This window comes from Larkinella sp. C7 (assembly GCF_006149005.1).
GTDB lineage: Bacteria > Bacteroidota > Bacteroidia > Cytophagales > Spirosomataceae > Larkinella.
In genome coordinates this window covers 579,606-606,005 of the sequence record NZ_VBSL01000002.1, presented here as the reverse complement: position 1 = coordinate 606,005, position 26,400 = coordinate 579,606, and the positions used below count along the sequence as shown (strand labels likewise).

The 26,400-nt window shown below is 53.0% G+C and carries 20 protein-coding genes; 14 read left to right on the top strand and 6 right to left on the bottom strand.

The genetic code is table 11. The features are described from left to right. The first annotated feature begins 192 nt into the window (after positions 1-192). Positions 193-843, top strand: a complete 651-nt coding sequence (locus FH871_RS07640; protein WP_138990835.1) for a response regulator transcription factor — start codon at positions 193-195, stop codon at positions 841-843. A 13-nt stretch (positions 844-856) separates the two neighbouring features. On the opposite strand, the gene FH871_RS07635 is transcribed toward FH871_RS07640, so the two are convergent. After that, positions 857-2,926, bottom strand: coding sequence for a tetratricopeptide repeat protein (locus tag FH871_RS07635; protein ID WP_138990834.1), 2,070 nt, complete (start codon positions 2,924-2,926; stop codon positions 857-859). A 221-nt stretch (positions 2,927-3,147) separates the two neighbouring features. On the opposite strand from FH871_RS07635, the gene FH871_RS07630 reads away from it, so the two are divergent. The 4 genes from FH871_RS07630 to FH871_RS07615 are packed head-to-tail and all read left to right on the top strand — an operon-like array spanning position 3,148 to position 8,271. Then, positions 3,148-4,842 carry a trypsin-like peptidase domain-containing protein gene (locus tag FH871_RS07630; RefSeq protein WP_138990833.1) on the top strand — a complete coding sequence of 565 codons (1,695 nt, stop codon included), beginning with the start codon at positions 3,148-3,150 and terminating at the stop codon, positions 4,840-4,842. Positions 4,843-4,889: 47 nt separating this feature from the next. Continuing rightward, positions 4,890-5,837: a Stp1/IreP family PP2C-type Ser/Thr phosphatase gene (locus FH871_RS07625; protein ID WP_138990832.1), complete on the top strand. Its 948-nt coding sequence runs from the start codon at positions 4,890-4,892 to the stop codon at positions 5,835-5,837. Then, complete coding sequence (locus tag FH871_RS07620; RefSeq protein ID WP_138990831.1) at positions 5,797-7,590, top strand: serine/threonine-protein kinase; 1,794 nt, start codon at positions 5,797-5,799, stop codon at positions 7,588-7,590. The genes FH871_RS07625 and FH871_RS07620 overlap by 41 nt, the downstream gene beginning before the upstream one ends. A 48-nt stretch (positions 7,591-7,638) precedes the next feature. Continuing rightward, positions 7,639-8,271, top strand: a complete 633-nt coding sequence (locus FH871_RS07615) for an outer membrane beta-barrel protein (protein WP_138990830.1) — start codon at positions 7,639-7,641, stop codon at positions 8,269-8,271. 70 nt (positions 8,272-8,341) lie between these two features. On the opposite strand, the gene FH871_RS07610 is transcribed toward FH871_RS07615, so the two are convergent. Beyond that, positions 8,342-9,424 carry an SDR family oxidoreductase gene (locus FH871_RS07610; RefSeq protein WP_138990829.1) on the bottom strand — a complete coding sequence of 361 codons (1,083 nt, stop codon included), beginning with the start codon at positions 9,422-9,424 and terminating at the stop codon, positions 8,342-8,344. 197 nt (positions 9,425-9,621) lie between these two features. Between FH871_RS07610 and FH871_RS07605 the strand changes: the two genes are divergently transcribed. The 4 genes from FH871_RS07605 (at position 9,622) to FH871_RS07590 (ending at position 15,262) form a co-directional block, all read left to right on the top strand. Further along, positions 9,622-10,788: a hypothetical protein gene (locus FH871_RS07605; RefSeq protein ID WP_138990828.1), complete on the top strand. Its 1,167-nt coding sequence runs from the start codon at positions 9,622-9,624 to the stop codon at positions 10,786-10,788. 185 nt (positions 10,789-10,973) lie between these two features. After that, entirely contained in the window at positions 10,974-11,366 is a 393-nt protein-coding gene (locus FH871_RS07600) for a T9SS type A sorting domain-containing protein (protein WP_138990827.1), read from the top strand. Between the two features lie 426 nt (positions 11,367-11,792). Beyond that, positions 11,793-14,630, top strand: a complete 2,838-nt coding sequence (locus FH871_RS07595; RefSeq protein WP_138990826.1) for a PAS domain S-box protein — start codon at positions 11,793-11,795, stop codon at positions 14,628-14,630. A 137-nt stretch (positions 14,631-14,767) separates the two neighbouring features. Continuing rightward, positions 14,768-15,262, top strand: coding sequence for a nuclear transport factor 2 family protein (locus FH871_RS07590; protein ID WP_138990825.1), 495 nt, complete (start codon positions 14,768-14,770; stop codon positions 15,260-15,262). A gap of 167 nt (positions 15,263-15,429) precedes the next feature. On the opposite strand, the gene FH871_RS07585 is transcribed toward FH871_RS07590, so the two are convergent. Together FH871_RS07585 and FH871_RS07580 are read right to left on the bottom strand one after the other, a co-directional pair. Beyond that, complete coding sequence (locus FH871_RS07585; protein WP_138990824.1) at positions 15,430-16,188, bottom strand: carbonic anhydrase; 759 nt, start codon at positions 16,186-16,188, stop codon at positions 15,430-15,432. Positions 16,189-16,680: 492 nt separating this feature from the next. After that, positions 16,681-18,624, bottom strand: coding sequence for a KUP/HAK/KT family potassium transporter (locus FH871_RS07580; protein ID WP_138990823.1), 1,944 nt, complete (start codon positions 18,622-18,624; stop codon positions 16,681-16,683). A gap of 291 nt (positions 18,625-18,915) precedes the next feature. On the opposite strand from FH871_RS07580, the gene FH871_RS07575 reads away from it, so the two are divergent. From FH871_RS07575 to FH871_RS07560, 4 genes are all read left to right on the top strand, one after another. After that, on the top strand, positions 18,916-19,158 hold the full coding sequence (locus FH871_RS07575) for a YcgL domain-containing protein (protein WP_138990822.1): 243 nt from the start codon (positions 18,916-18,918) through the stop codon (positions 19,156-19,158). 69 nt (positions 19,159-19,227) lie between these two features. Continuing rightward, entirely contained in the window at positions 19,228-19,554 is a 327-nt protein-coding gene (locus tag FH871_RS07570) for a hypothetical protein (protein WP_138990821.1), read from the top strand. A gap of 72 nt (positions 19,555-19,626) precedes the next feature. Further along, the gene (locus FH871_RS07565; RefSeq protein WP_138990820.1) at positions 19,627-20,415 is read left to right on the top strand and encodes a carbohydrate-binding family 9-like protein; all 789 of its coding nucleotides are present in this window, start codon (positions 19,627-19,629) and stop codon (positions 20,413-20,415) included. Between the two features lie 78 nt (positions 20,416-20,493). Then, positions 20,494-22,014 (top strand): GH3 auxin-responsive promoter family protein, encoded by a 1,521-nt coding sequence (locus FH871_RS07560; protein ID WP_138990819.1) that lies wholly within the window; start codon positions 20,494-20,496, stop codon positions 22,012-22,014. Here the strand turns inward: FH871_RS07560 and FH871_RS07555 are convergent. Further along, positions 22,009-22,644, bottom strand: a complete 636-nt coding sequence (locus FH871_RS07555) for a hypothetical protein (RefSeq protein WP_138990818.1) — start codon at positions 22,642-22,644, stop codon at positions 22,009-22,011. The two genes, FH871_RS07560 and FH871_RS07555, sit on opposite strands and share 6 nt — an antisense overlap. 277 nt (positions 22,645-22,921) lie before the next feature. Here FH871_RS07555 and FH871_RS07550 point away from each other — a divergent pair, with 277 nt between their 5' ends. Then, the gene (locus FH871_RS07550; RefSeq protein WP_171062791.1) at positions 22,922-25,489 is read left to right on the top strand and encodes a PAS domain S-box protein; all 2,568 of its coding nucleotides are present in this window, start codon (positions 22,922-22,924) and stop codon (positions 25,487-25,489) included. A gap of 43 nt (positions 25,490-25,532) precedes the next feature. Here the strand turns inward: FH871_RS07550 and FH871_RS07545 are convergent, their stop codons facing one another. Continuing rightward, positions 25,533-26,330, bottom strand: a complete 798-nt coding sequence (locus FH871_RS07545; RefSeq protein ID WP_138990816.1) for a hypothetical protein — start codon at positions 26,328-26,330, stop codon at positions 25,533-25,535. Positions 26,331-26,400 lie beyond the last annotated feature (70 nt).

Genomic DNA, 26,400 nt, shown 5'->3' with positions numbered 1-26,400 from the left:
GATGAATGGTAAATGTAAAAGGAGTCTCCAAACCCGCACTTTTACATTTACCATTCATCATTTAACATTTTACATTCTTTACAGTAAAAACCAACCTAGCTAAGTGGTTTTACATCAGCACGATACCTTGCTATTTTCTAAATCCTCTTTATCTTTGAAAGACCCGCGAGATTCACCCTGACTCTGTTGCCTATGCCCCCCATACGTCTACTCTTAACGGATGATCACGAAATTATTCTGGACAGTTTGTCTCTGCTGCTGAGCCGCATCGACGGGGTCGAAATCATGGGTACGCTGAACGACAGCCGGGATGTAATGGGTTTTTTGGGGAATCAGGAGGTCGATATTGTGCTGTCGGACATGAACATGCCGCACCTCGACGGAATTAATCTGACGCTGAAAATCCGCCAGCAGTTTCCCCACATCAAAGTGCTGATGCTGACGGTTTCGGAAGATGCCGACAGCATTCGGGAAGCGTTCCGGGCCGGTATATCGGGCTACGTGATGAAAAAAGCCGGGAAAGCCGAACTGGAGAAAGCCGTGAAAACCGTGGCCCGTGGGGAGAAGTATTTCTCGGAATCGGTCATGACCCAGTTGGTGGCGCTGCCGGTAAGCCCGGTTCGGGCGTTGGACGAAGCCCCCGCACCCCTGTCGCCCCTGACCGACCGCGAACTCGAGATCATCCGGCTCGTGGCGCAGGAACTTTCCACCAACGCCATCGCCGAAAAACTGTTCATCAGTCCCGGAACGGTTGAGACGCACCGCCACAATATACTGCGGAAACTGGCCGTCAAAAATTCAATTGGCATCATCAAATACGCCGTCCGGCACGGTTTGCTGTAGCGTCAGGGCGGTTTTAACTGGCCATCGGAATCTGCACATTCACACAGGTGCCACCCGGCTCGGGACTTGAAATGTAGAAACTGCCGCCCAGCCGTTCCAGCCGCGACTGCATATTCCGCATGCCAACTCCGTCCGAAATCCTGTTCTCATCAATGCCTGCGCCGTCGTCCTGAATGGTCAGTTTCAGAAAACCGTTCTGGCGGTGCAGGGCAATCCCCGCACTGCGGGCGTTGGCGTGTTTGAGAATGTTATTGACCAGTTCGAGCGAAATGGCGTAGAGTTCATAGGCGGTTTTTCCCCGCACGTCCGCGCCCGAGTCGTCCACTTCCAGCATAAACCGGGTGCGGTTCTGCACGTTTAAGGTATCCGTCAGTTTGATCAAAGCCGCCTGCAAGCCCTGTTTTTCGAGGATTTCGGGCATCAGGTTGTGCGAAATCGCCCGGATGTCGTCATACACTTCACCCATGTGATCCAGCAGGCGCGTGTGTTCCCGCTGCTGGCCATCGTCAAACTGCGAGGTGTCCATGGCTTCGAACCGCCACTTCAGGGCCGATACCTTGGCCGCCACGCTGTCGTGCAGTTCACTGGCCACCCGCTTCCGTTCCATCGTCTGACCGCGGTAGAGCGCGGCTTCAATCTCGGCATTTTTCCGGGAAAGCTCCTCGTTTTTGATTCGCAACCGCCGGTTGCTCCAGATCACGTAGCCGAGCGTTCCGGCACTGAGCAACAGCATCGCAATCAGGAAGTTGCGGGACTGGGCCAGTTGGTCTTTTTCCAGCGAGGTGATGCGGTTTTGTTGCTGCGCCTGCCGGAGCCGGGTCACCTGCTGTTTTTTCTCAAAATCGTAGGTCATGCTGGCCGCCGTCGCTTTCTGAATGGCTTCTTCATTCAGCATCGTATCGGCTTCCGCTTTATACCATTTGAAATAATACAGTGCCTGGGCGGGCTGGTTCAGGTGTTCGTAGGCAACGGCCAGTTGCTGCAGGTATTTGGTGCGTTCGGGTCGCATTTCGCGGATGTCTTTCGTCCACGCCAGCCCGGTTTTGGCATACGGAATCGCCCGTTCATACTGCTTCAGTCCGATGTGAATTTCCCCGAAATTATGCTGGGCGTTATGCTCCAGAGCCTCCTCGGTCTTCTCAACGGTTTTTCGGTACGTGTCCTGCGAGCGTTGGGAGTAGGCAAGGGCTTTGTCATACTGGTGGAGAGCAATGTACATCCGACCCACCGCACCGTAGGCCCGCGCCAGATTACTGGGCAGGTAAGGATTTTCATACGCTTTTACCTGCTCGAGGTAGAGAGCAAGCGCCGGTGTGTATTGACCTTTTCGCTCGAAGATTTCCGCTTTTTTGCCGACCAGAAAGGTTTTAACCAGACGATCGTTCAGCCGGTTGGCAATTTTTTCACCCTCGGCAAAACAGGCCAGAGCATCGTCATACCGGTTGAGTTTCACGTAAGCCGCACCCAGATTCGGCAGGGTAGACCGCAGGCTTTTCCAGTCGTTCATGCTTTCCTGAATCCGCCGGGCCTTGAGCCACAGATTGATTGCTTCGACGTACTGTCCTTCCCCCATTTGCATGATCGCCAGTTCGTTGTACGCCTGTGCTTCCCAACGCCGGTCGTTGCCTTCCCGAAACTTCGCCAGGGCCTGCTGCAACAGGGTTCGGGCTTCCGGGAGTTTCGCCATGATGTTTGAATACAACTGCGCCCGCCGGAGAAAAACCTGTCCCTGCAACGACAGATCATGGATGGCAATTGCCCGGTTTTGGGCGGTATCCAGTTGAGCGTGAGCGGTTTTTGTGTCAGACAGGTAATCGGCTTCGATGCGGGCCAGGGCCAGCCGGGCGCGGATTTCGCCCGTGGGGTAGTTCGCTTTCCGGGCCACCCGCATACCTGCACGAAGCGTCTGGATGGCGAGTGAATCATAGCCATTCCACCAGTAATTGGTCGCCAGTTCGTGTAGAGTCAGGACACGAAAGCTATCCGCCTGAGGCTGTTTCAGCCGGTTTTGCAGCGAATCGATCACCGGATTCTGGGCAAGGGCGACCGTACTGGATAGAAGCAGGAGCAGGAGGTTACGCATGGCCTGAAAGTGAAAGAGGATGCCGAAAGTACGGATATAAAACCTTCAAGTACAACGGACTACCGCAAAATATAGGTTTTCCTATAGACGCAAAATACAGGTTTCCCGGAGTCGAAAATCAGGGCTTTTCCCGATTTCCTCCCGCGGGCCGGTTCCCCACCTTTGTAGTGTCCAAACGGCAAAAAAAATCCAACCCTACAACGTATTAACTCCTGTCACTCATGGCCACTCGAATAGAACGGTTTGTCATCCGTCATCTTACCGGCACCAAAGCCAACCAGGTCGAAGAATTCGACTACAAGAAATACACCGAACTGACGTTCGGGCGGGGCATCGCCAACGACCTGCGGTTCGATCCCGAACTGGACTCGACGGTTTCCCGCGAACACGGCAAACTCGTGAAAGAAGAAGGACCGCAGCCGGTTTTCAAGGTGGTCGACAACAACTCCCGGAACGGTATTTTCGTCAACAAAACCCGCATTGTCGGCTCGGCGGTTCTGCAACCGGGCGACGAAGTGCAGCTTGGCCAGGGCGGCCCGGTTTTCCAGTTCGACCTCAATCCCCGCCCCGCCGAGTGGATGCAGAGCACGCGGCTGGTCGAGATGCCTGCGCCCGACAACCCAACCAGTGAATTCAAAATGCCGGTGCCGGTTTCCGATGCATTAGACTTTTCCGGTGTGCCGGCCAAAGCGGGCCTGGGCAAGCAAACCGTTGAACGGATGATGGTGACCGAACGCAAAAAAACAACGCGCTCGGTGCTGGTAGGAGCCGCCCTGGTGCTGGCCATTTTATCCGGCATCGCCTTCGCGTTTAAAGACCAGTTCCGGACCAATACCACGGTGGTTGTCAACCGCCCGGTTGTGTTACCGGCTTCGAAACCGGATCATTCCCTGACGACCGAGCAAATTGCCTCTGCCAACACCAGCAAAGTGGTTTTCATCGAATTTGGTTACAAACTGATCTACACCCCGACCGGTGACGATATTTACCAACAGTATATGCCGGTTAAACAATGGGACGGCACAACGAAAAATATCCCGATGTACATTGAAGTCGAACCCGGTCAGATTGAACCACTGCTGGGGCTGAAAAAAGACGTGGCCGTGGGCGAACCCATTGCCATGCACGGGGCCAGTGGTTCGGGTTTCGTGGTTTCGCCCCAGGGCCACATTCTGACCAACCGCCATGTGGCTGCTGCCTGGAATTCCTACTACAATTTTCCGCCCGATGCGTTTCCCGGCCTGCTGCTGGTGCAGGGTGCCAAGGGTTGGGAAATCAGCCCGGAGCGGGTGCAACCGTTCCGCTGGGTGCCGGGAGAAACACGGTTTTTCGGCAAAAAACCGATGTCGGGGAAAGTCATCGAAGGGGTCAATACGTACCTCGACGTCACTTTTAACAAAAACGAGCAGCGTTTTCCGGCCAGCGGCAAACCCATCATCTCGCCCAAACACGATGTGGCCATGATCAAAATCGACCTGGCCGAAACCCTGTCTCCCGTTCAGATGCGGAATGCGGAAAAAGACATTGCCTCGGGTCAGTTGGTCACGGTGATGGGCTATCCCGGTATTTCGCCGGATGTCTTTGTGGGCGAAAATTCGTCGGATTTTGCCAACCGCAACCCGCAGTTTGTCAAGGTGCCGGACGTGACCGTCACCCCCGGCAACGTCGGCAAGATCATCAAAGGCCAGAGCAGCGGCAAGTCGTCCAGCTATTACAGCGAGTTTGGGGATTATTACCAGCTCACGGTCAACGCCACCGGCGCGGGCAACAGCGGAGGGCCGGTTTTCGACCGGGAGGGCAATGTCATCGGCATCTTTACCGCCAGTAACACCACGCAGGATGCCACGCGCATCACCTTTGCCGTGCCCATCTCCTACGGCCTTGAACTGATGGGCCGTCGGCAGGTGGTCGACTGATTCAAGGCCTGAAAAGATGCTTTAACGAACTGATAAAGAGTGCGTTCATGAAAAATATAGTCCAGTATCTTTTCGGGAAAAAATCGTCGCCCGCCTTGCCGGAAACCGTTGAAGAACGCGTGTCGGCGGAACGCGGGGGGGAAGACCCGGCCACACCGCCCGTCGTTTCCGGCGACCTCAATGCCATCGTCGTTTCGGACATCGGGAATGTCCGGAAAAACAACGAAGACACCGGCTTGTTCGTCCGGCTGGCCGATGAAGGCATCCGCCGGGTAAAAGGCTATCTGTTGCTGGTGGCGGATGGCATGGGTGGGCATCTGGCGGGGGAAATCGCCAGTCAGATGGCCGCCGAGACGGTCAGCCGGGAATATTTTCAATTCCGCGATACCACTGAAAATAGCCTGATGCGCGCTTTTCAGATTGCCAACCGGCAAATTTTTGACGAGTCGCTTCAGCACGAAACTTTCCGGGGTATGGGGACAACCTGCACCGCCGTGGTGGTTCAGAACGAGCAACTGTATTTCGCGCATGTGGGCGACAGCCGGGCGTATCTGTACAAAAACGGTCAACTCGTCCAGTTGACGGAAGACCATACGTATGTCCAGCAATTGCTAAAAATGGGGGAAATCACGGAGGAAAAAGCCGCCCGCCATCCCGAACGCAACGTCCTGACGCAGGCAATGGGTACGAAAGCCGACATTCGGGTGGACCTGGGCCGTTGCGTGCTGCCGTTCGATACCGGTGACCGGCTGCTGCTGTGTTCCGACGGTTTGTACGAATACTGCCGGGAGGAGGATTTGCTGCGGCTGCTGGCACAGGACACCTTGCCCCAGGTCGCTTCCGAACTCGTTCAACTGGCCAAAAACCGGGGTGGTCACGACAACATCACCGTGGTGCTGGCCGAGCGAACCGTCACCGGAACGCTACCTGCCCCGCGCGAAACCCGCGAAATTGATGTACCCTTTACGCGTGACAGCGAACGGCCCCATGAATAACCAGAAACCCACCCTAAAAGGCCGTCTCATCCAGCACTATCGCATTGAATCGCTCCTGGGCGAAGGCGGTATGGGAACGGTTTATCAGGCAACCGACACGCTGCTGCAACGACTGGTTGCGGTGAAAATGCTCCACCCGCACCTCGTTTCCCAGACGTCTTTCATGGAGCGGTTTCGGAACGAAGCCCTGATCCTGGCCCGGCTGAACCATCCCAACATTGCGGTTGTCTACAATTTTTTGCAGGATAACGCCGACTATTTCATGGCAATGGAATACGTCGAAGGCGATAGTCTGGAAACGTTGATTCGGAAAGCCGGGGCTTTTTCACCTGCCCTGGCTGCGGAGGTGGTCAGACAGGGGCTCGAAGGCATGGCGCACGCGCACCGGAAGGGGGTTCTGCACCGGGACATCAAACCGGCCAACCTGATGCTGACGCCGGAAGGAACCATCAAACTGATGGATTTTGGCATTGCCCGCGTGAGCGGGGAGCAGCGACTGACGCAGGCCAACCGCATTGTGGGAACACTTGAATACATGGCTCCGGAACTCATTGAAGGACAGGAGCCTTCGCCCGCTTCGGATCTGTATGCCATGGGCGTTTTGCTGTACGAACTGCTGTCGGGGAAACTGCCTTTTGCCAGCCGGACGGATTACGAACTCATGCAGGCCATTGTACGCGAAAAACCGATTCCACTGCGAAAACTGGATGGACAGATCCCGAAAGAACTGGAAGCAGTGGTGCAAAAAGCACTGGATAAAAATCCGGCCAAACGGTTTGCCGACGCCAAAGCCTTTCAAAAAGCCCTGCAACCTTTTTATGCCTCGGCCCCGGTTCTGGACCCCGCCCAAATCGTGCCTCCGCTGCCGGTCACGGATGTGGTGGATATGCAGCCCAATCGAAAGCTGGCGGGAGCAAAAAAATCAGAATCCTACTTTTCAGGCTGGTTTCTAACCCAGCATGCGCCGGACTGGTTTCGCACGAACTGGGAATTCCTGCTGGCAGGAACCCTCACGCTGGTCGCGGTGCTGTTTCTGGGGATGCTGCTCCTGGACCGCAACCCGCAGCCCAAATCCACGACAAAAATCGGTGATAGCGGCAGGAAGCCGTCGGTACAGATTAAGCCCGCTGTTGCGCCAGGAACCACGCCAACGCTGGTGTATGCTGAACCCCGCGAAAACCGGGTTACGGTTCCTGAACCAACGCCCGATCCGGTTGAAGACAAACCCAAAACGAGCCTGCCGAAAAAACCGGGTGCAATCAAACCCAAAACCGGGTCGCCCAGGGCTGGTGAGGAAAAACCGGTGACCCCGCCCCAGGAAGAACCCGTTGCGCCGACGACCACGGAGCCGGTACCGGAACCCGTGAAACGTCCGGTGACTCGCAAGTCGGTTGCCGTCAGGCGTTTGCCGGTGAAGCTGGCGTTGAGCAACGATCTGTCGTCGTCCCGCGCTCAGGAAGGTGAGACGGTTCGGTTCCGGGTCATTGACGTGGTGATGAGTGAGGGCGAAGTGGTGATTCAGGCGGGTGCGACGGCCTTTGGGGAAGTGACCCGGATCAGGCAGGCGGGCAACGATTTATTCCGAAAAAAGGACTTGCTCGAATTTCGGATCTATGCCGTTGAAGCCGCCAACGGCCAACGGCTCGCGCTGCGGTCGGCCACCATCAGCGAAGAAGTCAAAGGGAAACCGGTGGTTTTTCCGGCCGGCCAAACCTTCGAAGTTCGCACCGGCGACACGGTTCTTACCTTTTAATCCAGTATCCATCAGTCGATTTTTCGTACTTAAACGCGTCATTCAACCATGCGACTTCCCTCGATATTTTTGTTGTTTTTGCTGGCTGGTTTAGTCGGTTCGGCCCCCGCTTTCTCGCAAACCATTCGTCAGAAATCGACGACCGAAGGGCTTAGCCTGAGTTTACAAGGCCACATGCTTGGCTGGTCGTCGGACTATTTTCAGTTCCTGGACGAAAATTCCGGCAACGGCATCGGTTTTGGCGGTCGCGTCGGGTTTGGCCTGACGCAGCGGTTTGAAGTATTTGCGCAGTATGACCGGACGAAAATGAACCTGAAAAAAATCGACGCCGAGTCTTTTCAATTTACGAACCTGACGGGCGGTGTGCGCTTTAATTTTTCGGCCACCACCCACGCCCTGCGCCCCTTTGCGGAGCTGGGGTATGCTCACCGGGCCGGAAAGGTCGATCAGGTGATCAACAACAATGCGTACGACAACATTCTGTTCAAAGGAGGGGCGGCGCATTTCGGCGCGGGAATCAATTACTTTCTGTCATTGCCCGTGGCCCTGACCCTAAACGGTTCTTTTCAGGCAGGTGGCAAATCGGTCATCGACCTGAACGGCGAACGGACGACTGACAAAGCCGATGTCAGCACTTTTCGGGTTTCAGTGGGGATTGTGCTGTATTTGAGTGAATTGTGAAGTTTGAAACCCTGACAGCGTCGGACCACCAATGTGGTCGAAAGCCCTGTCAGGGTTTCGAATCGCTAAATTACGCCAGTGCTTCCGCGAAGGTTTCTTTCGCTTTGGCAACCACTTCTTTGGCCGTGCTGACGGCGTCTTTGATGCTGTTCAGACCGCTGAGCAGGCTGTCTTTCACATCGTCATACACGTCATCGGCACCGGATTTGATTTTACCCGCTTTGTAGCGATACCGAACTTTATCATATTCACTGCTATTGGCATACACAAGGGCAATGGCCGCTCCGGCCAGCACCACAGCCGCCAGACCGATTCCCCACGTCAAAGCCGCTTTGTTGTCTTTTTCGTTGGTTTTGGGTTCCGCTTTTGGCTGCATCGTCTTCCGCATCATCCCCGCCAGGGTTTCCTGCGGAGCCACATACGACACCACTTCGTAGGCTTTGTTGACCAAACCGCCTGGCACCACTTTCGATGCCCCTTTCATCAGCGCCTGGTAGGCGTCTTTGGCAACCGTGGCCGGATTGTCCAGATTCTCAGTCGCTTTCGTGTTCGCGGCACCGGCTTTATTGAAAAAGTCGGTATCGGTGGCGTTGGGAAGCAAAGCCGTCACACTGACGTTGGTGTCCTTCAATTCGTTGATCAGCGACTGCGTAAAATTATAGATATACGCCTTTGTGGCGGCATAAACCGCCATCAGCGGCATGGGGGTTATCGATACCAGCGACGCCAGATTCAGGATTTTTCCTTCGTTCCGCTCCACCATCTCTTTCAGGAAGAGCTTGGTCATCTGCGTGGTGGTCAGGACGTTCAGGTGGATCAGCGATTTTTCCCGTTCCCAGTCGGTTTCAGTGGCAAAAAGCCCGTAAAGGCCGACACCGGCGTCGTTGACCAGGACATCGACCGATAGATTCTTCGCTTTGACCTGGTTATAGACATCCTGAGCGGCATCTTCTTCCGAGAGATCTTTCGTAATGACCGTCGTTTCAACCCCGTATTCGTCCCAAAACCGTCCGCCGAGTTCGTTCAGAACGTCGGTGCTGCGGGCTACAAGAATCAGGTTGTAACCATCTTTTGCAAACAGTTTTGCCAGTTCCTGGCCGATTCCGCTGGAGGCTCCCGTAATCAGTGCTGTTTTGCTTTCCTTTGTCGTCATGATGTGCGTTGGTTGATTCGTTTCAATCTAACTGCGTAGGTGGTCAGATGGTTGGAAATATTTTAGGCTTCGTTCAAAAAAGCACGCAGGGCGATTAAAAACCGCTTGAGTTTCGGTCTTTCCCCCACATTGTGGTGGGTAGATTGGGTAGGATTTTTTCTTCATTCGCTGATCATGGCATCCTAAATTCTCCTGAAATGAAACCGACACGAATGATTTTACGCTTTCTCATTGGCGGGCTGTTTCTCACGTCCACGACGGCCTGGGTTTTTACGTCCCCCGGAAAAATCAGCCATTCCCTGGTGGAACCCGCGCCGAAAGTGCAGCGGTATCTCTACGTCGTAACGCCGGGTGTGCGGAATTACCTGGGCTACGGCGGCCACGGTATTCAGGTTTTCGACATCGATAACCACCACCGGTTTGTAAAATTTATCCCAACGAAGGGCTTTCAGAAGAATGGAAAACCGTCGAATGTGAAAGGCGTGGATGTTAGCCTGGCTACCAATTGCCTGTACATCAGTACACTGGAAGCGTTGCAGTGCCTCGACCTGACGACCGAGAAAGTGTTGTGGGAAAAAGAATACGAAGGGGGTGTCGACCGGATTTCGATTTCGCCGGACGGAAAGACGATTTACATGCCTTCGCTGGAAAAGGAATTCTGGACGGTGGTGGATGCCAAAACCGGTGACGTCATCACCAAAATCGTGACCAATTCGGGCTCACACAACACCATTTATGGACCGGATGGGAATTTTGTGTACCTGGCCGGGCTGAAATCGACGATGCTGAACGTGGCTGACGCAAAAACGCACACGGTCACCAAAAAAGTCGGGCCGTTTGGGGCCGACATTCGCCCCTTTACCATTAACGGTTCGCAGACCCTGGTATACGTAAACGTGAATGGGTTGCTGGGCTTCGAGGTGGGCGACCTGGTGAGCGGCAAATTTCTGCACCGCGTGGTGGTGGAAGGCTTCAACATCGGCGAAGTTAAACGCCACGGATGTCCGAGCCACGGGATTGGGATGACGCCCGATGAAAAGGAAATCTGGCTGTGCGACGGTGCCAACAACCGGCTGCACGTTTTTGACAATACCGTGATGCCGCCGGTTCAGAAAACCTCGATTCTGGTGCGCGACATGCCGGGCTGGATTACGTTCAGTGTAGATGGAAAATATGCGTATCCGTCTACCGGTGATGTCATCGATGTGAAAACACGTAAAATCGTCACCAGCCTGGAAGATTCGAATTACAACTGGGTGCAGAGCGAAAAGATGGTTGAAATCCATTTCAGTGGCGGAAAAGCCGTGGCCGCGGGCGATCAGTTTGGCATCGGTCAGCAGAAAAAGGCACCCAAAAAAGCCTGAAAAACGCCGGAGCCGAAAGCGTTCCGGAAACTCATCCGATCTATCGACCATTCGACCCGGTATTTTGCCGCCAAAGTACTATGTATAGCAAGGTACCTTATGAAGATACTACCTTTGAATCATCAAAACGGCCGATCCAGGCAGTAAACAACACAAAACACGAACATCCTTAAACAACAAATCTCATGAAAACGCTATTCGCTTCCGCTTTATTGGCTTTGACTTTTGCCGTCTCAACTACTTTCGCTGCCGACAACCACGAAAAGGCCAAGCCGAAATCCACGTTTCAGTCGGCCGTTTATCCGCTGATCAACAGCATGAAGGTGAGTGTGAACGTTCAGAAAGAAACCGACAGTAAAATCCATATTCGGCTCATCAACAGCGAAGGCCGGACGCTGGTTACCAAACGATTGGGCGAGGGCCACGAGGTTACGACCATCCGATTTGATCTGAATCAACTGGAAGACGGCGTCTACAAAGTTGAAATTACCGACGGTGCCAACACGGAGGTCAAAACCGTAAAACTGCAAACCAAAACACCGGTGGTTGAACCCCAGCGTCTGGTGAGCATGAACTAATCGATTCGCATTTGAATTGCTGAACAGGGAACCCGGCTTCAAAAACCGGGTTTCCTGTTTTTGTTATCATTTAAATTGTCTGATAAATTGGCTGGTTTAGGCGGGAAGGTTTTCGCTTATTCCTTCTGACAGAAGACGGATCATCTGAAAAGACCGGCGGAATTCTTACCTTTATGGGGCAGTCCACGGCATAATTGTTGCTTCATTTAGTTTACAATACCGCCTATTTGGTAACAAATTGGTGGTATATCAGTCGATGCAAGAGACACGTTGTGCTTAACTCCAGGGGGAAACCGACGTGGTGATTCGTTTCGTTGTCGATTAATTGATGCGTGGAAGCCTGATTCACATCAACAGAAAGCTTTAATTACCGGAAGCTCTTAACGTAGAAACAGGTACCGTCCGTTTATCTTTGTCAACCCGTATATGTCCCCAATAGAGCACCTCGAACGCCAACTGGCTCTTGAAAAAGAGGCTCGCAGGCAGACGGAGGCTATTCTCGAAGAAAAAAAACATCAGCTTTCCCAGGCTAATGAGCAGCTTCTTCATTACAAGGAACTGAAAAAAAGTGAACGACACTACCGCCACGTGGTGGAGTCGGTGCCGGATATTATTTTCAAAACGTCGATCGACGGCTATTTTACGTTTGTCAATTCGGTTGTCGAACAGAGTCTGGGGTATACCAAAGACGAAATTATTGGATTGAGTTTCATGACGCTGGTGGTGCCGTCCTGGCGAACGACTGTAGCGGAATTTTACCAGAAGATGTTACTGGACAAGCAGCGGAGTTCCTACACGGAGTTTCCGGTGCTGGCCAAAGACGGCCGCACGGTTTGGATTGGTCAGACGTTGCGGGTGGTAGGTGGTGAAAACGACCTGCCTGAACTGGTGGCCGTTGCCCGTGACATTACCAACCGAATTATCAACGAAGACGAATTCCGGACTACACAGGCCCGGCTGACTTCGCTCATTACCAACCTGCAAACCGGGGTGCTGGTTGAAGATGAAAACCGTACGGTTATTGTTGTCAATCAGTTATACTGTGATCTGTTTGGGATTCCCAGGCCGGTTGGCGAATTGATCGGGACCGGGTTTGAGCAGTGGGCGCATCCGAACGACACCCTGTTTGCCAATCCGGAGTTGTTCCGTCAACAGATGGAAGAGGCTATCCGTCGGCAGCATACCGTGGTTAATGCCTCTGTAAGCCTGCTGGACGGGCGCGTTCTGGACTGGAGTTATATCCCCATTTTTCAGGAGGAACAGTATCGGGGGCACCTGTGGCAATTTACCGACATAACGGAAAAATACCGCTATGATGAACGGATTCGGCGGAGTGAAGAGAAATACCGGGGGATTATGAACCGGATGGAACTCGGTTTACTCGAAGTCGATGCCAATCAGGTCATTCGGCAGGCCTACGACCGGTTTTGCCAGATGGTGGGCTATACGGAAGAAGAACTGATTGGGCAGCGGGCCGACGAATTGCTGGTACCGAAAGAATTCACAGATTTTCTGGAGAAACAACAGAAATTTCGGGGGGAGGGCGGTGCCAATTCGTACGAAATGCAACTGATCCGGAAAGACGGCGAACGCATCTGGGTCATCATCAGTGGGGCACCCATTATCGACGAACGCGGGACTGTTATCGGATCGATGGGCATTCACTATGACATTACGCAACGGAAACAGCTCGAACAGCAACTGGCTCAGGCTACGCAGGTTGCCGAAGACGCCCGGCATACCGAAAAGCAGTTTCTGGCCAACATGAGCCACGAAATCCGCACGCCCCTCAATGCCATTCTGGGGTTTTCCAACCTGCTGGAATCGACGGCTTTGAATCGGGAGCAGAAGGAGTTTGTGGACTACATTCGAACAGCCGGCAAAAATCTGCTGACAATCGTCAATGATATTCTGGATATTTCCAAAATCGAAGCGGGGATGTTGCCGCTGGAAAGCATTCCATTCAGCGTCAGTTCCCTGGTAGATTCGATCCGGACGATGCTCGATGCGTCGGCAACGGATAAAAATCTACGGCTGACGGTCACCGCCGATCCCGATTTGCCAGCGGTCGTTCTGGGCGATCCCACCCGGCTTACGCAAATCCTGCTGAATCTGCTCAGCAATGCCATCAAGTTTACCCGTCAGGGCGGGGTTTCCGTACGCATCGAAAAGAAAGAGGAAACACCGGAGAGCGTTCGGATTCGGTTCACGGTGGAGGATACGGGAATTGGCATGGAAACGGCCATTCTGCCGCATATCTTTGAGCGGTTCCGGCAGGCCAGTGATTTCACGACACGGTATTACGGCGGAACGGGGCTGGGGCTGAACATTGTCAAGTCGCTGACTGAGATGCAGGGCGGCTGGATCAAGGTGGAAAGCAGAATGGGAGAGGGCTCCACGTTTACGGTGGAAATTCCGTATAAAATAGCGCCCCCCCAACCCGAGCATGAAGCCGATCTGACTGTGGAGACGTCCGGGCTGGGGGGACGCGAGGTGACCATTCTGGTGGTGGAAGACAACGTGATGAACCAGCGACTGGCCCTTCAGGTGCTCAATCGGCTGGGCTACCGGGCGCAGGTAGCCGAGAATGGACAGGAAGCTCTTTCTATTCTGGAAAAAGAGGAGGTCGATCTGGTATTAATGGACATTCAGATGCCGGTGATGGACGGGTACACCACCACCACCCGGATCCGAACGATGCTGAAAAGCCCGGTGCCGATTATTGCCATGACCGCCCACGCGCTGGCCAACGAGCGGGAACAGTGTTTGCAGGCCGGTATGAATGATTTTATACCCAAACCGTTTCAAATTGAAGAGTTACAACGAGTTATGCGTAAATACCTGCCGATCGCACCGGCTAAAGTTCAAACCCAAAAAGTGTATATGACGCCGAAACCCAGTTTCTCGGTGGAACCGCTCCTGGAAGCCGTTGGGCATGACATGGACTTTGCGGTTGAAATGATGACGTTGTTTCTGAACCAGACGCCGGTCGAGATTCAACAATTGCGACAGTCGCTGGAAGAAGGTGATATCATCGCCATCAAACGGCTGATTCACACCCAGAAAGCCGTGATTCAGACCTTTGGCCTGAACGAAGCCGCCCGACTCATCACGGCTACGGAAGCCCTGATTGCCGACCATAAGGCCCTGTCTGAAATTGCCCCGCTGATCAGTCAGTATCTGTTGGTACTGGAATCCGAACTGCCGGTGATTCAGGCCGTTCTGGAGGCTAATTCGGAAGGGGGAGGGACGAGTGAAGGGTAGCGGACTTTTTTTTTGAAAATCTGGTAGTTATATGTAAAACCATAGATGATTTTTCATTGGTTTAAACAGCTCTGCTATGAACGTCAGCTATTAAATAACCCCATTGACAATCCGTTCTTCTTTTAACCCATGAAACAATGATGGCTATGCCGTCCTATAACCGCAACCGACGCGTTTCACAGGTAAACCGCCTTTGGCTTTTACTTATTGTGCTCTTGACCATAGGAGCCTTGCCAGGTCATGGTCAAACGAATAAGGAAGAAGAGAGAGTGAAAAAAGTAGTGGTCGATGCTTTTCAGGCAATTGCAGATCTCGACTTGCCCAAACTAAGAAGTTATTGCCAAACGGATTTCGTTCTGCTGGAAGACGGACAAGTGTGGACCATTGATACATTAGAAAATCGCCTGAAACCATATTTGGGCACTGGCATGAAACGGGTAAATACCATTGATTTTATCAAAGTCACAGTTAAGGGGCCGGTAGCCTGGGTGAGCTATCGCAATACAGCCGATATCGTAAGAGATGGAAAACAACGGCAGGTAAGGTGGCTTGAAAGTGCCGTGTTGGAGAAAACAAAGGGGGAATGGAAATTAGCGTTGCTGCATTCTACGGTGCTGAATCCGAAGAGGTAATGAAGGCTAAAAACAACTACCCATGAGCGTCGGCTAAAGTAGCCCACCTTTGGTATTTCTGGCATCTGTCGACTGCGTGGAAGGGGCGGTATGCGGGCAACTTCATTCTGGATCTATCGCTACAATCAGGCTGGCATCAGGTAACCAGAGGTAAACCATCCACATTTTCACAAAATATCTTCGTATAACAGCCTTGAATTCAGCGGTTGGACAGGCCGGGCATTATGATCATAATGTGCTTTGAACTGATCAATTTGTGCACTTGAAACCTCAATCGGTGTTTTCACTATAAAAAACATTACCCCTTGCGAACACGGCGGAGTGGTTAGCGACCCCGTGTACGTGTAGTAGCGTTTATCGGAAGGCAGAATGCTATTCAGGTCAATGGAGGTAGTTGTACTTACCTCCGTTTCTTTTTGTTTTGGCCAATTACTCAACACGGAGTCAAAGAGCGAATTAGCAACGCCTTTTTTAAGAAAATACCCAACCACCAGTAGCGCCCCCGAGGTTGGGTCCTGATGCACCAGGTGGAGTTCCATATCGCTGGCTACTCCATCAAGCAAGTGTTCGCTGTGGTAATGAAAATGGAATTGTTTAAAGTCATAAGTTCTCTTGTTGTAGACAACTCGATTGGTACCGTTATTATTGACTTGAAGCGTATGACCATTGTCTATTATTTTGATTGGAAAAGCGCTGTAGTTAAAATCCAGATCGGGTAGATCGACTTTAATGGTGCTATTCGTTTGAATATCTACCGGCGATTGAATCGGGCCTGCACATTCCGAAAACCCCTGTGTTTGCCAATCAGGGTGTTCGTAATTCCAATGGATAACATCGGGCGTTACGATGTCTTCGGTTTTAGAACATGAACCTACTGCGAGCGCCAGAATAATACTAAATACTTTGATGATGGTAAACTGATTCATAAGATCCTGAAGGTTAAAAGAGTAGGAAGTTCACGGAAGAGAAAAGCAACAATTATTATGCCTATACGCCTGAATGAGTGAATACACTCGCAGAATGAGCCAATTGATTTTTTGCCGTCTAGGTGCACTTGATAAAAAACCGATACTAATTAACTCTATCGAAAAAACGCCTACATCGGCAAATAACCGCATCACCTGCCGGACCGGTAGCCATCAATCTGCCGTATGAAAGCCAGAAAGGCGCAGATCATTGACCCGCGCCTTTCTGGTTTTGCACTGTTTCACTACTTTCAGGGTCACTGTTTTTGATTCACTGCTGACCTTCAGAATGAGCAATCCCGCTGGTTGTTGCGGCAGCGACAGGGTCTGGTGTTCGACTGTAGAACTCGACCGTTAAGGGTGTGTTGGGTTTGTTGCAGTCCCAGACCCGGATGCCTCCGCAATCGAGTTTATCCAGATCCCCTTTAAAGCTGCCATACAGGCATGGTCTCCTCAGGCTTCGATTCGTTTGAGTTTGATGTTTTCGACGGGGCGAATCACCAGCGGCACTTTCTCGATTTTGACCGAACTGCTGTCAAGGCCAAACCAGCGGTCTTCGGCGGTCGTGAATCGTTTGATGAAAAAATACAGGTTCATGATCAGCCGTTCCATCCAGGGGAGGTCGTTCTCGAAGGAGAGAAATTTCTCCAGCACGACAAACCGAAAATCACCGATCACATGCTGACGACTGAGGGATTCGTAGCGGCTGGTGATGTCCACTTCCTTGTTTTTGACCAGATCTTCAATCACCTTCCGGAAAAACAGGTTGATCCGCTGCTCGACGCGAAAGCCCAGCCGGAACGTGATTTTATACACATCGTCGGTCGCAATCGTGTTGACTTTGTACTCCATCGTATACGGATCATCCGTCGTATCCACATGCACAAACCAGAAGATATCGGCCCGCTTGGGGCGCTTCTGAAAGATGGAATAAATGATCTTCGATTCTATTTCGGACTGGCGGGCGGCATTGCTCATAAACACCAGGTGGGTGGCATATTTCGGAATGCTGATATCCCGGCTCAGTTCGATGAGCGGTTTCAGGTAATGGTCGATTCGGACGTATTCCGTCAACCGGAGTTTGATGTAAAACGCCCGGAGCCAGGTATACATCACCACCGCAATGGCGGAACCGATAAAGAGCGATACCCAACCACCGTGGGGAAACTTGATGAGATTGGCGACCAGAAAGGCGCCTTCCAGCAGGACATAGACGACCAGAAACAGCACGACCCCCCAGGCTTTATACCGGTGGCTGTATAGATAATACGTCATCAGGATGGTGGTCATCAACATCGTCAGGGTGATGGCCAATCCGTAGGCAGCCTCCATGTTGGCCGATTCCCGAAAGTAGAGTACGACCCCAACGCAACCGAGCCACAGCAGGAGGTTGATGCTGGGTACGTAGAGTTGCCCTTTTTTGACGGATGGGTAGCGCAGAATCACTTTGGGCCACAGGTTCAACCGGATCGCTTCACTGATCAAGGTGAACGAGCCCGTAATCAGGGCCTGGCTGGCAATAACCGTCGCAGCCGTCGCAATGCCGATGCCGGCGAAGAGAAACCAGTCGGGCATGAGCGCATAGAACGGTTTATGATCCCCCAGGGCCTGGCCTTCCATCGAGAGCAGCCAGGCACCCTGTCCGAAGTAATTTAACAGCAGGCAGGTCTTTACAAAAATCCAGCTGATGCGGATGTTGCCCCTTCCACAGTGGCCCAGATCGGAATACAGCGCTTCCGCACCGGTTGTGCACAGGAAAACCGAACCTAAAAGCCAGAAACCACCCGGGTATTCCGCCAGCAGCCACCAGGCATAATACGGATTGACGGCACTCAAAATGCCGGGTGAATCCGCGATGTGGATCAATCCCAGGGTCCCCAGCATGATAAACCACAGCAGCATGACGGGGCCGAAGGCGGTGCCAACGACACTCGTCCCCAGGGCCTGAATCAGAAACAGGACCGTCAGAATGCCAATGACGATGGGAACCGTGGGAATGTCTGGATACAACAACTCCAACCCTTCGATGGCGGACGAAACCGAAACCGGCGGGGTAATGATCCCATCCGCCAGCAGGGCGCTGCCGCCAATCACGGCGGGAATGGTGAGCCATTTGGCGTGCCTGCGCACCAGCGCGTAGAGGGCAAAGATGCCGCCTTCGCCCTTGTTGTCGGCCCGCAGGATCAGGATGACGTACTTGACGGTGGTTTGCAGGGTTAGGGTCCAGAAAATGCAGGAGATGGCTCCCCGAACCACATCCGACCGAATCGGCTGGGTGGGACCCATGATGGCCGACAGCACATACAGGGGAGACGTGCCAATATCTCCGAAAATAATACCCATGGCTACCAGTAAACCGGCTGCCGTTACTTTATCCAACTGTTGTTTGTGTTCCATGAAAGGCCCCTGGTCTGTCAGGTCAGCGGGGAGAATGAGGTGGTGAAAATGATCCTATCCAATTGTGTGCCACAACGGTGATTATTTTCTATCCGATTGAAAATAAGCTGAATAAAAATTGGAGGTCGAAATTGCCTTTCATCTTCTTTTTCATTTTGGAGTGGTCGTTTTTCATTTTGGTAATCGGCCAGCGTATGGAACCCGTGCTCGGTGCCCCCCGTCCCTACGGTGTTGTCTTTTGAACACAACGGGTTGAACGGAGTTTTAACCGTATTCAAACCAATGTGAGCGATGATCACCCATATCTACCAATCCAGTATCCACGAAAACTGGTACCTGGTTCTTCCAGTCCATAAAGAAGACGACTTTTCCGATGTTCCGGCTGAAGTACTTGCCCAATTCGGTGAGCCCCTAAAAATCGAATCGCCTGACGTGGGCCCGGGCGCGCTGGGGATCGATCTCTTTCAGGTTAGAAGTGATTTTGATACCCAGGCGTATCATGTGGCAAAAGTTGTGGCTCCCGCAGCGACTTGAGGCAAGTGATTTGCGGAGTCTGTGCCGGTAATCCGGTTTACCGCCGTACTTTCGCAAAAAGACAAGCGCATGAGGACCGAGAAATTTACCGTCGCCGACATCAAGTCCATTGCCAAAACGGTGCGGACGGCTTTTGACAAGGCCCTGAATGAATGGGGGCACCCCCTGGACGAATCCGACGATTCGGAATACGTATTGTTTTGCAAACCCACCACCCGGGCGATTCATTTCGATCTGACTTTTGCCAAAGGAAACTCGGAGGTCGCGCGCCGGATGCACCAGTATTGTGCGCAACACCGGCTCGAAGTGATCGGCTTTTTTTCCCAGTTCGAACTCCGTGAGATGGACAGTGTGGATGTTGCCGATAAAATCATCGACCATCTGTATGAAGACTGATGGTTCTTTTTAGAACCGGAGCGCTACCTGGGCGGGCAATCCCGTGTATATTTGCCAAAATAACCCTCACCTATGCCCGACTATACTGCCCGAAAAATTACGGAAACCCTGGAAATCGACGGTGATCTGACCAAACCCGCCTGGCAGTCGGCCACCTGGAGTCCCCGCTTTGTAGACATGACGACCGCCGGGCCGGGGATCTACGATACGCGAACTGCCCTGTGCTGGAATGACCACTTTCTTTACATCGCCTTCGTGGCCGAAGAGCCCTTTCTGGAAGCCCACCTGACCGAACGGGATTCGATTATTTTTCAGGAGAACGACCTGGAAGTACTCATCGACGGGGGCGATTGTTACTACGAACTGGAGGTGAACGCCCGCAACACCGTGTATGAAGTGTTTTTTATCTGGCGCGATGCTTACGCGAAAGGGGGACGGTTCGACGTGCCACTTTTCGATGTCCATCATCCGCAGGCCATGACGTTTGGCGGCAACTTCGACCGGGACGAAGCCACGTTCTGGTACGGAAACCACCCGCGCGGGCTGCGCTGGGCTTTTCTCAACTACGATCTACCCGGTTTGCAAACCGCCGTCCGACTTGATGGCAGCCTGAACGATAACCGGGACATCGACCGGGGCTGGAGTCTGGAAATTGCCATTCCGTGGCAGAGCCTGACGTGGCTGGCCAACGGTCGTTCGCTGCCTCCCCAAAACGGCGACCGCTGGCGGATGTTTCTCGGCCGCTTTCAGAAAGTGCCGCTTTCGGGTTCACAGGGGCAGCAAGCCATGGTACTTAGCCCGCACGGTGTCAATGACACGCACCAGCCCGAACGCTGGAGCGAAATTGAGTTTCAGGACTAAACCGCAGCTCATCCTGGCAAACAATGTCACGGCAAAGCGGTTTTACCGGGTAGGAATCCTATCCGGTAAATACTCTTTATGGCAGTAATTGGCGAATTCATCCGCAAAGCGATTGATGTATACGGTTTTATCACGTCGGAACCCGATCCGGCCAGGGCACAGCTCACGGTTTTACAAAACCTGCTGGAAAAGGCCCGATTGACCGCATTTGGTAAAAAATACAACTTCAGCAAAATCCTCCAGAGTGACGATGTCATCGGAGCGTTCCAACGGGAAGTACCCGTCCACGACTATGATAAACTCTACGACGACTGGTGGCATTATCTGCTGGAAGGGCATCAGAATGTGACCTGGCCGGGTGGTCAGCACTATTTTGCCCTGAGCAGCGGCACCACCAGCAACAGCAAATCCATTCCGGTGACGGACGACATGCTGGATGCCATCCGAAAATCGGGTATGCAGCAGGTGATGAGCCTGAAAAATTTCGACCTGCCGGCCGATTTCTTCGAAAAACAGATCATGATGCTGGGAAGCAGTGTCAGCCTGATCGAAAAGGACGACCACCAGGAAGGGGAAATTAGCGGCATCAGTGCTGCCAATATACCAGGCTGGTTCAAAGCGTTTTATAAACCGGGTGCTGAAATTGCGTCGATCACCGACTGGGACGAAAAAGTGCGCCGGATTGCCGAAGAAGCACCCACCTGGGATATTGGCAGCCTGAGCGGTATTCCGTCCTGGGTCGAAATGATGCTGAAAGAAGTCATTTCGCACAACCGCCTGAACACGATTCACGACATCTGGCCCAATCTGCAGGTCTACACCACGGGCGGGGTGGCTTTTGAACCCTACCGAAAAAGCTTCGAAAAGCTGCTGGCCAAACCGTTGATCTACATCGATACCTACCTCACCTCGGAAGGCTACCTGGCAACCCAGAAAAGACCGGATACGACCTCACTGGCCCTGATTCTGGACAATGGCATTTTCTTCGAGTTCGTGCCGTTTTCGAACGAAAATATGGACGAAGACGGCCGGGTGAAACCCGATGCTGAAGTTTTGACCCTGGAACAGGCTCAGGAGAATACTGACTATGTGTTGCTGATTTCGACGGTTTCGGGAACCTGGCGCTACATGATTGGCGATACGGTGATGATTACGGACAAGCAACGGTCGGAAATCAAAATTACCGGACGGACGAAGCACTTCCTGAACGTGGTGGGCGAGCAATTGTCGGTTTTTCAAATGAATCAGGCGATGCAGAATTTGCAGAGCCAGTATGATCTGGAGATCAAGGAATTTGTGGTGGCAGCCGTTCGGAAAGACGGGGAATACATCAACAAATGGTATGTTGGTTCCAACCGGACAGTCGACAACCAGGCATTTGCGGTTTCGCTGGACCAGGAGTTGTGTGAATCCAACAAGAATTACAAAGTAGCCCGGAGCAAGTCGCTGAAAGGGGTGGAAGCGGAGGTGATTCCGGTCGAGCAATTCTACCGCTGGAGTGAGGACTACAAAAAACTGGGGGGGCAAACCAAAATTCCCCGGGTGATGAAAGAAGAGGATTTTCTGGACTTTGAACAGTACATCAGGAATCTGTCATAGGGCTTTTTTCTGCTCGTCCAGCTTCTGCTCTTCCAGTTTTTTCACCTGGTCGACAATCTCTTCCGGCGAAACGTACAAGCGGGCTATCTTGTCTTTATAGGCCTGCGGCAACTCCGCGTGATTCAGGATAAACTGTTTGGTTTCAATCAGATACCGCCCGAGTCCGTGACTGACCGCATAGGCGTCGGCAATCCTTTCCACTTTTCTGACGTACGCGGGTGAAAGAACGTACGAAAGTCCAAAGCCCACCAGACCGAGGTTGCTGCGGTTTTCGTAGTCCATGATATGACCGAGTTCGTGGCCGATCCAGCCAATCAGAATGGCATCGGGAATCTGGTGAATCGGGATGGCGGTATGCGTCAGTTTGAACATCGCACTGATGTTGATCTGGTAGGAGCGGTTTTTCCGGTGGTGTAGCAGGGTGCGAAAAACCGGCTGGGCCTGCATGACCGACGATCTGATGCGTTGTTTGAAGACGAATCGGATGGCGGTGTTTTTTAGTTCAGGATAAAACGACAAAGCCACCAGAACGTTTTTTTTGATCACCGCCGGAATGATTTTGCGGGCTCCGAACTCAGCGAGCGCGGGCGTGATTTCCTGGTTTTGATGGCTAATTTGGGAAGACAGCATAGGCTTCGAAACACAAACCCACGGGAGCGTGGGTACCACAATAACCCATTTTTGAACGATTGGTTTTTGAAAGCCCGGCCAGCGTTTCACAGATCGGCCGAGGCAAAATTGCCTGAAAAACAGGCTTGGGAAAAGGGATAGATGAAAAAATGCGTTTATTAGGGGCCATACAATCAGAATCTGCCCTTTTTATTTGTTAAAAATACTTTCTGTTAACTTATTCGATATTCTTTTCTTTGCCTTTGCGCTGCCTATTTGCTTTATGAACTCTACTGGTATGAATAAACCCGCGTCTTCTCCGGACTTCCCGGCTGGAGGGGGTGAGATGGGGAACCGCATTCGTTCGTTTGACTGGTCTGCAACTTCCCTGGGGCCACTTGAACACTGGTCACACAGTTTGAAAACCACCCTGAATCTGATTCTGTCGTCCCGGTTCCCGATGTTTCTATTCTGGGGTGCCGAACACCTTTTTTTTTACAACGATGCCTTTCGCCCCAGCTTTGGAGCGGAAGGAAAGCACCCCGGTGCGCTGGGCCGGAAGGGCGAAACCGTGTGGCCGGAGAGTTGGCCCATCATCAGCCCCCTGATTGACCAGGTACGGGCAAAGGGCGAAGCAACCTGGAGCGAAAACCTGCTCATCCCCCTTTTCCGAAACAACCGGCTGGATGCCATTTACTGGACACTCAGTTGCAGTCCTGCCTATGACGATAACGGACAAATCAGCGGGGTACTGGTTGTTTGCATTGAAAAAGCGGCTTCCGTAGCCGGGCGAGAAAAAGGGGAAGAAAATGAGAGTTATTTCCGCCAGCTTATCGAAACCATGCCGGCCATCCTCTGGATCACCGAAGCCGATGGCTATTGTTCCTACCTGAACAAGCAGTGGTATGACCACACCGGTCAGTCGGACAAGGACGCGGAAGGATTCGGCTGGCTCAACATGACGCACCCCGACGACCAGCAAGAAGCCGGAACGAAATTTATTGAAGCCAACGAAAAGCAGGTGCCTTTTACCGCCCTGTATCGCTTGCGCAGCAAAGCCGGCCACTATCGCTGGGCCATCGACAGTGGTACCCCCCGGTTTAATGCAGCCGGACAGTATGAGGGAATGATTGGAACGGTGGTGGACGTGCACGATCAGAAACTGGCCGAAGAATCTCTGCGGGAAAGTGACGCCCGTTTCCGAACGCTAATTGCAGAGGCCCCGGTGGCAATGGCGGTGTATGCGGGCCTGAACTTTGTCATCGAAATGGCCAACGACGCCATGATCCACGTCTGGGGAAAAACCCCCGCCGTGATTGGAATGGAACTGGCGGAGGCATTGCCGGAACTGGAAGGACAGCCGTTCATCGGCTTGCTGGAAGAAGTCTTCAAGACGGGCGTGCCCTACCAATCGGCTGAACAGCAGGCCGATCTGGTGGTGGATGGCCGTTTGCAGAGCTTCTGGTTTACCTTCACCTACCAGCCGCTGACCAACGAGCAGGGCCAGGTGTATGCCATTCTGAATGTAGCGCTGGACGTTACCGCGCAACGGCGCGCCCGCCAAAAAATCGAAGAAGCCGAAAGTGCGCTGCGGGATGCCGTTGAACTGGCCGAACTCAGCACCTGGAGCATGGAGGTGGAAACCGGCCTGTTCACCTATTCGGACCGGTTCATGCACTGGCTGGGCTTTTCGGAAAACACCAAAAGCATGGATGAAGCTTTTAATCCGCTGCCGGATGAGTACCGGCAGTCGGTTGCCGATGCCATTGCGGCCGTGACCCAGCCCGGATCGTCCGGTTTTTACGACAACGAACATCCGATCATCAACCGGCTGACGGGGCAGGTGCGGATCATTCACGCCCAGGCCCGGCTCTTTATCGATGCAGAGGGAAAACCGCTCCGGCTGGTCGGTACGGCGCAGGATATAACGGAACAACGGAAAGTACAGATTGCCCTGGAGCACCAGGTGCAGGAACGAACGGAAGAACTGGAAGCAACCAATGAAGAACTGGCGTCGACCAATGAAGAACTGGCCGCGACCATCGAAGAACTGGCAACGACCAATGAGGAACTTTCCGAATCCAACCAGCTCCTGATGCGTTCCAATGAAAACCTGGAGCAGTTTGCCTACATTGCCAGCCACGACTTGCAGGAACCGCTGCGCAAGGTGCAACAATTTGGTGACCTGCTCAAAAATCAGTATTTCTCTCAGTTGGGCGACGGCATCAACTACCTGGAGCGCATGCAACTGGCGGCCGGCCGGATGTCGGCCCTCATCAAAGACCTGCTGACGTTTTCGCGCATTTCCACGCAACAGGATACCGTTGAGCCGGTCTCCCTGGCGGTTGTGGTCAAAACCGTTGTGAATGACCTGGAACTTGTGATTCAGGAATCGAAAGCCGTGGTGACGGTCGATCCGCTGCCGACGGTGCCGGGCGATTCGTCGCAACTCGAACAGCTCTTTCAAAATCTCCTCAGCAATGCCCTCAAATTTCGCCGGAAGGGAGCCGATGGGATGCTGGTGACCCCCGAAATTCGGGTTACGGCCCAAATCGTTAGCAGCATCGCGTTGCCGACAACCGTAAAACCGGCCCGGGCTGCCGGAGCTTACCACTGCATCGAGGTAAAAGACAACGGCATCGGCTTCGACCAGAAGTATGTGGATCGCATCTTTCAGGTATTTCAACGGCTGCATGGCAAGGCCGAATTTGCCGGAACCGGCATCGGTTTAGCGATCTGTGAGAAAGTTGCGTCCAACCACGGTGGAGCCATCACCGCCACGAGCCAATCCGGTTTGGGAGCCACGTTCAGCGTCTACCTCCCCGTGGCGGAATCCCTGCGGAAAGAGCGCGGAAACCCGCTGTGACCTGTAATATTCAACAAAAGAGACCCGTTGCCCGATCAGGCTGCTAATTCGCCGTAAAAGGGTATTTCATGATGCTCAGCAGCGGTTTTCCGGTTGAGTCGGCAAATGACCGGAAGTATTCCGAGTCGGAGAGGTCGATCATGTCGGGCCGAATGCTGAGCATGGGATGATCGATCACGAATGGTTTTTCGAGCCACAATTCTCCGTTGATCGCCATCAGCATGCCATTGGCGGCATTGGCTACAAAACGGCTCCCGTCGCCATTGCCGGCGATCTGAAAGGACCAGGTGCCATCGGGCTGGATGATGAAAGTTTCCTCGGGGTCGGCATTGGGACCATACACGGTTTGGTAGCGAAGGCGGGCGGGCCGGAACACCAGGGGCCTGGGTGCTTCGCCGTAAACCACCCGTTCGATGCGACCCGTTTTGCCGGATGTCGGTGCGCTGAAATGCGTCAGGGTCGAATCGATGTCGTTCCATTTGGCTTCAAAACAGGCAATAAACTGGTCGAATTCGGCCCGACTGAAGGCTTTGGGCGACATATAAACGGTCCAGGGTGTCTGATCGGGGCTGGAAAGATCCAGGTCGTAGTTGCGAATGACCCAGTTTGGATACTGCTCCGGCAACAACGGGAACCCGGCATTGTAGTCACACACGGTTTTTCCGTCAAACACCAACACCGCCTGGTGGTTTCGCTCGCCAATGCTCCGAACGGTGGTGTGGTCGATTAATTGCAGCGTGTGACCATTGTAGGTGCTGACCACCAGCGCATGGTCTTCCGGCTCACAGCCGCAAAACAGATATGAAGTCGCTGCAAGAAGAAAAAAAATAACGGGTTTCATAACATCAGTCAATACGGTATGGCGTGATCCCCTAAAAATAGATGAACATCCGGCAACCAGCCAGTTCAAA

Coding starts and splice junctions, on each gene's coding strand:
- FH871_RS07640 (WP_138990835.1), top strand. CDS start 193: ATGCCCCCCATACGTCTACTCTTAACGGATGATCACGAAATTATTCTG.
- FH871_RS07610 (WP_138990829.1), bottom strand. CDS start 9,424: ATGACGACAAAGGAAAGCAAAACAGCACTGATTACGGGAGCCTCCAGC.
- FH871_RS07630 (WP_138990833.1), top strand. CDS start 3,148: ATGGCCACTCGAATAGAACGGTTTGTCATCCGTCATCTTACCGGCACC.
- FH871_RS07625 (WP_138990832.1), top strand. CDS start 4,890: ATGAAAAATATAGTCCAGTATCTTTTCGGGAAAAAATCGTCGCCCGCC.
- FH871_RS07595 (WP_138990826.1), top strand. CDS start 11,793: ATGTCCCCAATAGAGCACCTCGAACGCCAACTGGCTCTTGAAAAAGAG.
- FH871_RS07590 (WP_138990825.1), top strand. CDS start 14,768: ATGATGGCTATGCCGTCCTATAACCGCAACCGACGCGTTTCACAGGTA.
- FH871_RS07580 (WP_138990823.1), bottom strand. CDS start 18,624: ATGGAACACAAACAACAGTTGGATAAAGTAACGGCAGCCGGTTTACTG.
- FH871_RS07570 (WP_138990821.1), top strand. CDS start 19,228: ATGAGGACCGAGAAATTTACCGTCGCCGACATCAAGTCCATTGCCAAA.
- FH871_RS07600 (WP_138990827.1), top strand. CDS start 10,974: ATGAAAACGCTATTCGCTTCCGCTTTATTGGCTTTGACTTTTGCCGTC.
- FH871_RS07565 (WP_138990820.1), top strand. CDS start 19,627: ATGCCCGACTATACTGCCCGAAAAATTACGGAAACCCTGGAAATCGAC.
- FH871_RS07575 (WP_138990822.1), top strand. CDS start 18,916: ATGATCACCCATATCTACCAATCCAGTATCCACGAAAACTGGTACCTG.
- FH871_RS07615 (WP_138990830.1), top strand. CDS start 7,639: ATGCGACTTCCCTCGATATTTTTGTTGTTTTTGCTGGCTGGTTTAGTC.
- FH871_RS07550 (WP_171062791.1), top strand. CDS start 22,922: ATGAATAAACCCGCGTCTTCTCCGGACTTCCCGGCTGGAGGGGGTGAG.
- FH871_RS07555 (WP_138990818.1), bottom strand. CDS start 22,644: ATGCTGTCTTCCCAAATTAGCCATCAAAACCAGGAAATCACGCCCGCG.
- FH871_RS07635 (WP_138990834.1), bottom strand. CDS start 2,926: ATGCGTAACCTCCTGCTCCTGCTTCTATCCAGTACGGTCGCCCTTGCC.
- FH871_RS07560 (WP_138990819.1), top strand. CDS start 20,494: ATGGCAGTAATTGGCGAATTCATCCGCAAAGCGATTGATGTATACGGT.
- FH871_RS07620 (WP_138990831.1), top strand. CDS start 5,797: ATGTACCCTTTACGCGTGACAGCGAACGGCCCCATGAATAACCAGAAA.
- FH871_RS07585 (WP_138990824.1), bottom strand. CDS start 16,188: ATGAATCAGTTTACCATCATCAAAGTATTTAGTATTATTCTGGCGCTC.
- FH871_RS07545 (WP_138990816.1), bottom strand. CDS start 26,330: ATGAAACCCGTTATTTTTTTTCTTCTTGCAGCGACTTCATATCTGTTT.
- FH871_RS07605 (WP_138990828.1), top strand. CDS start 9,622: ATGAAACCGACACGAATGATTTTACGCTTTCTCATTGGCGGGCTGTTT.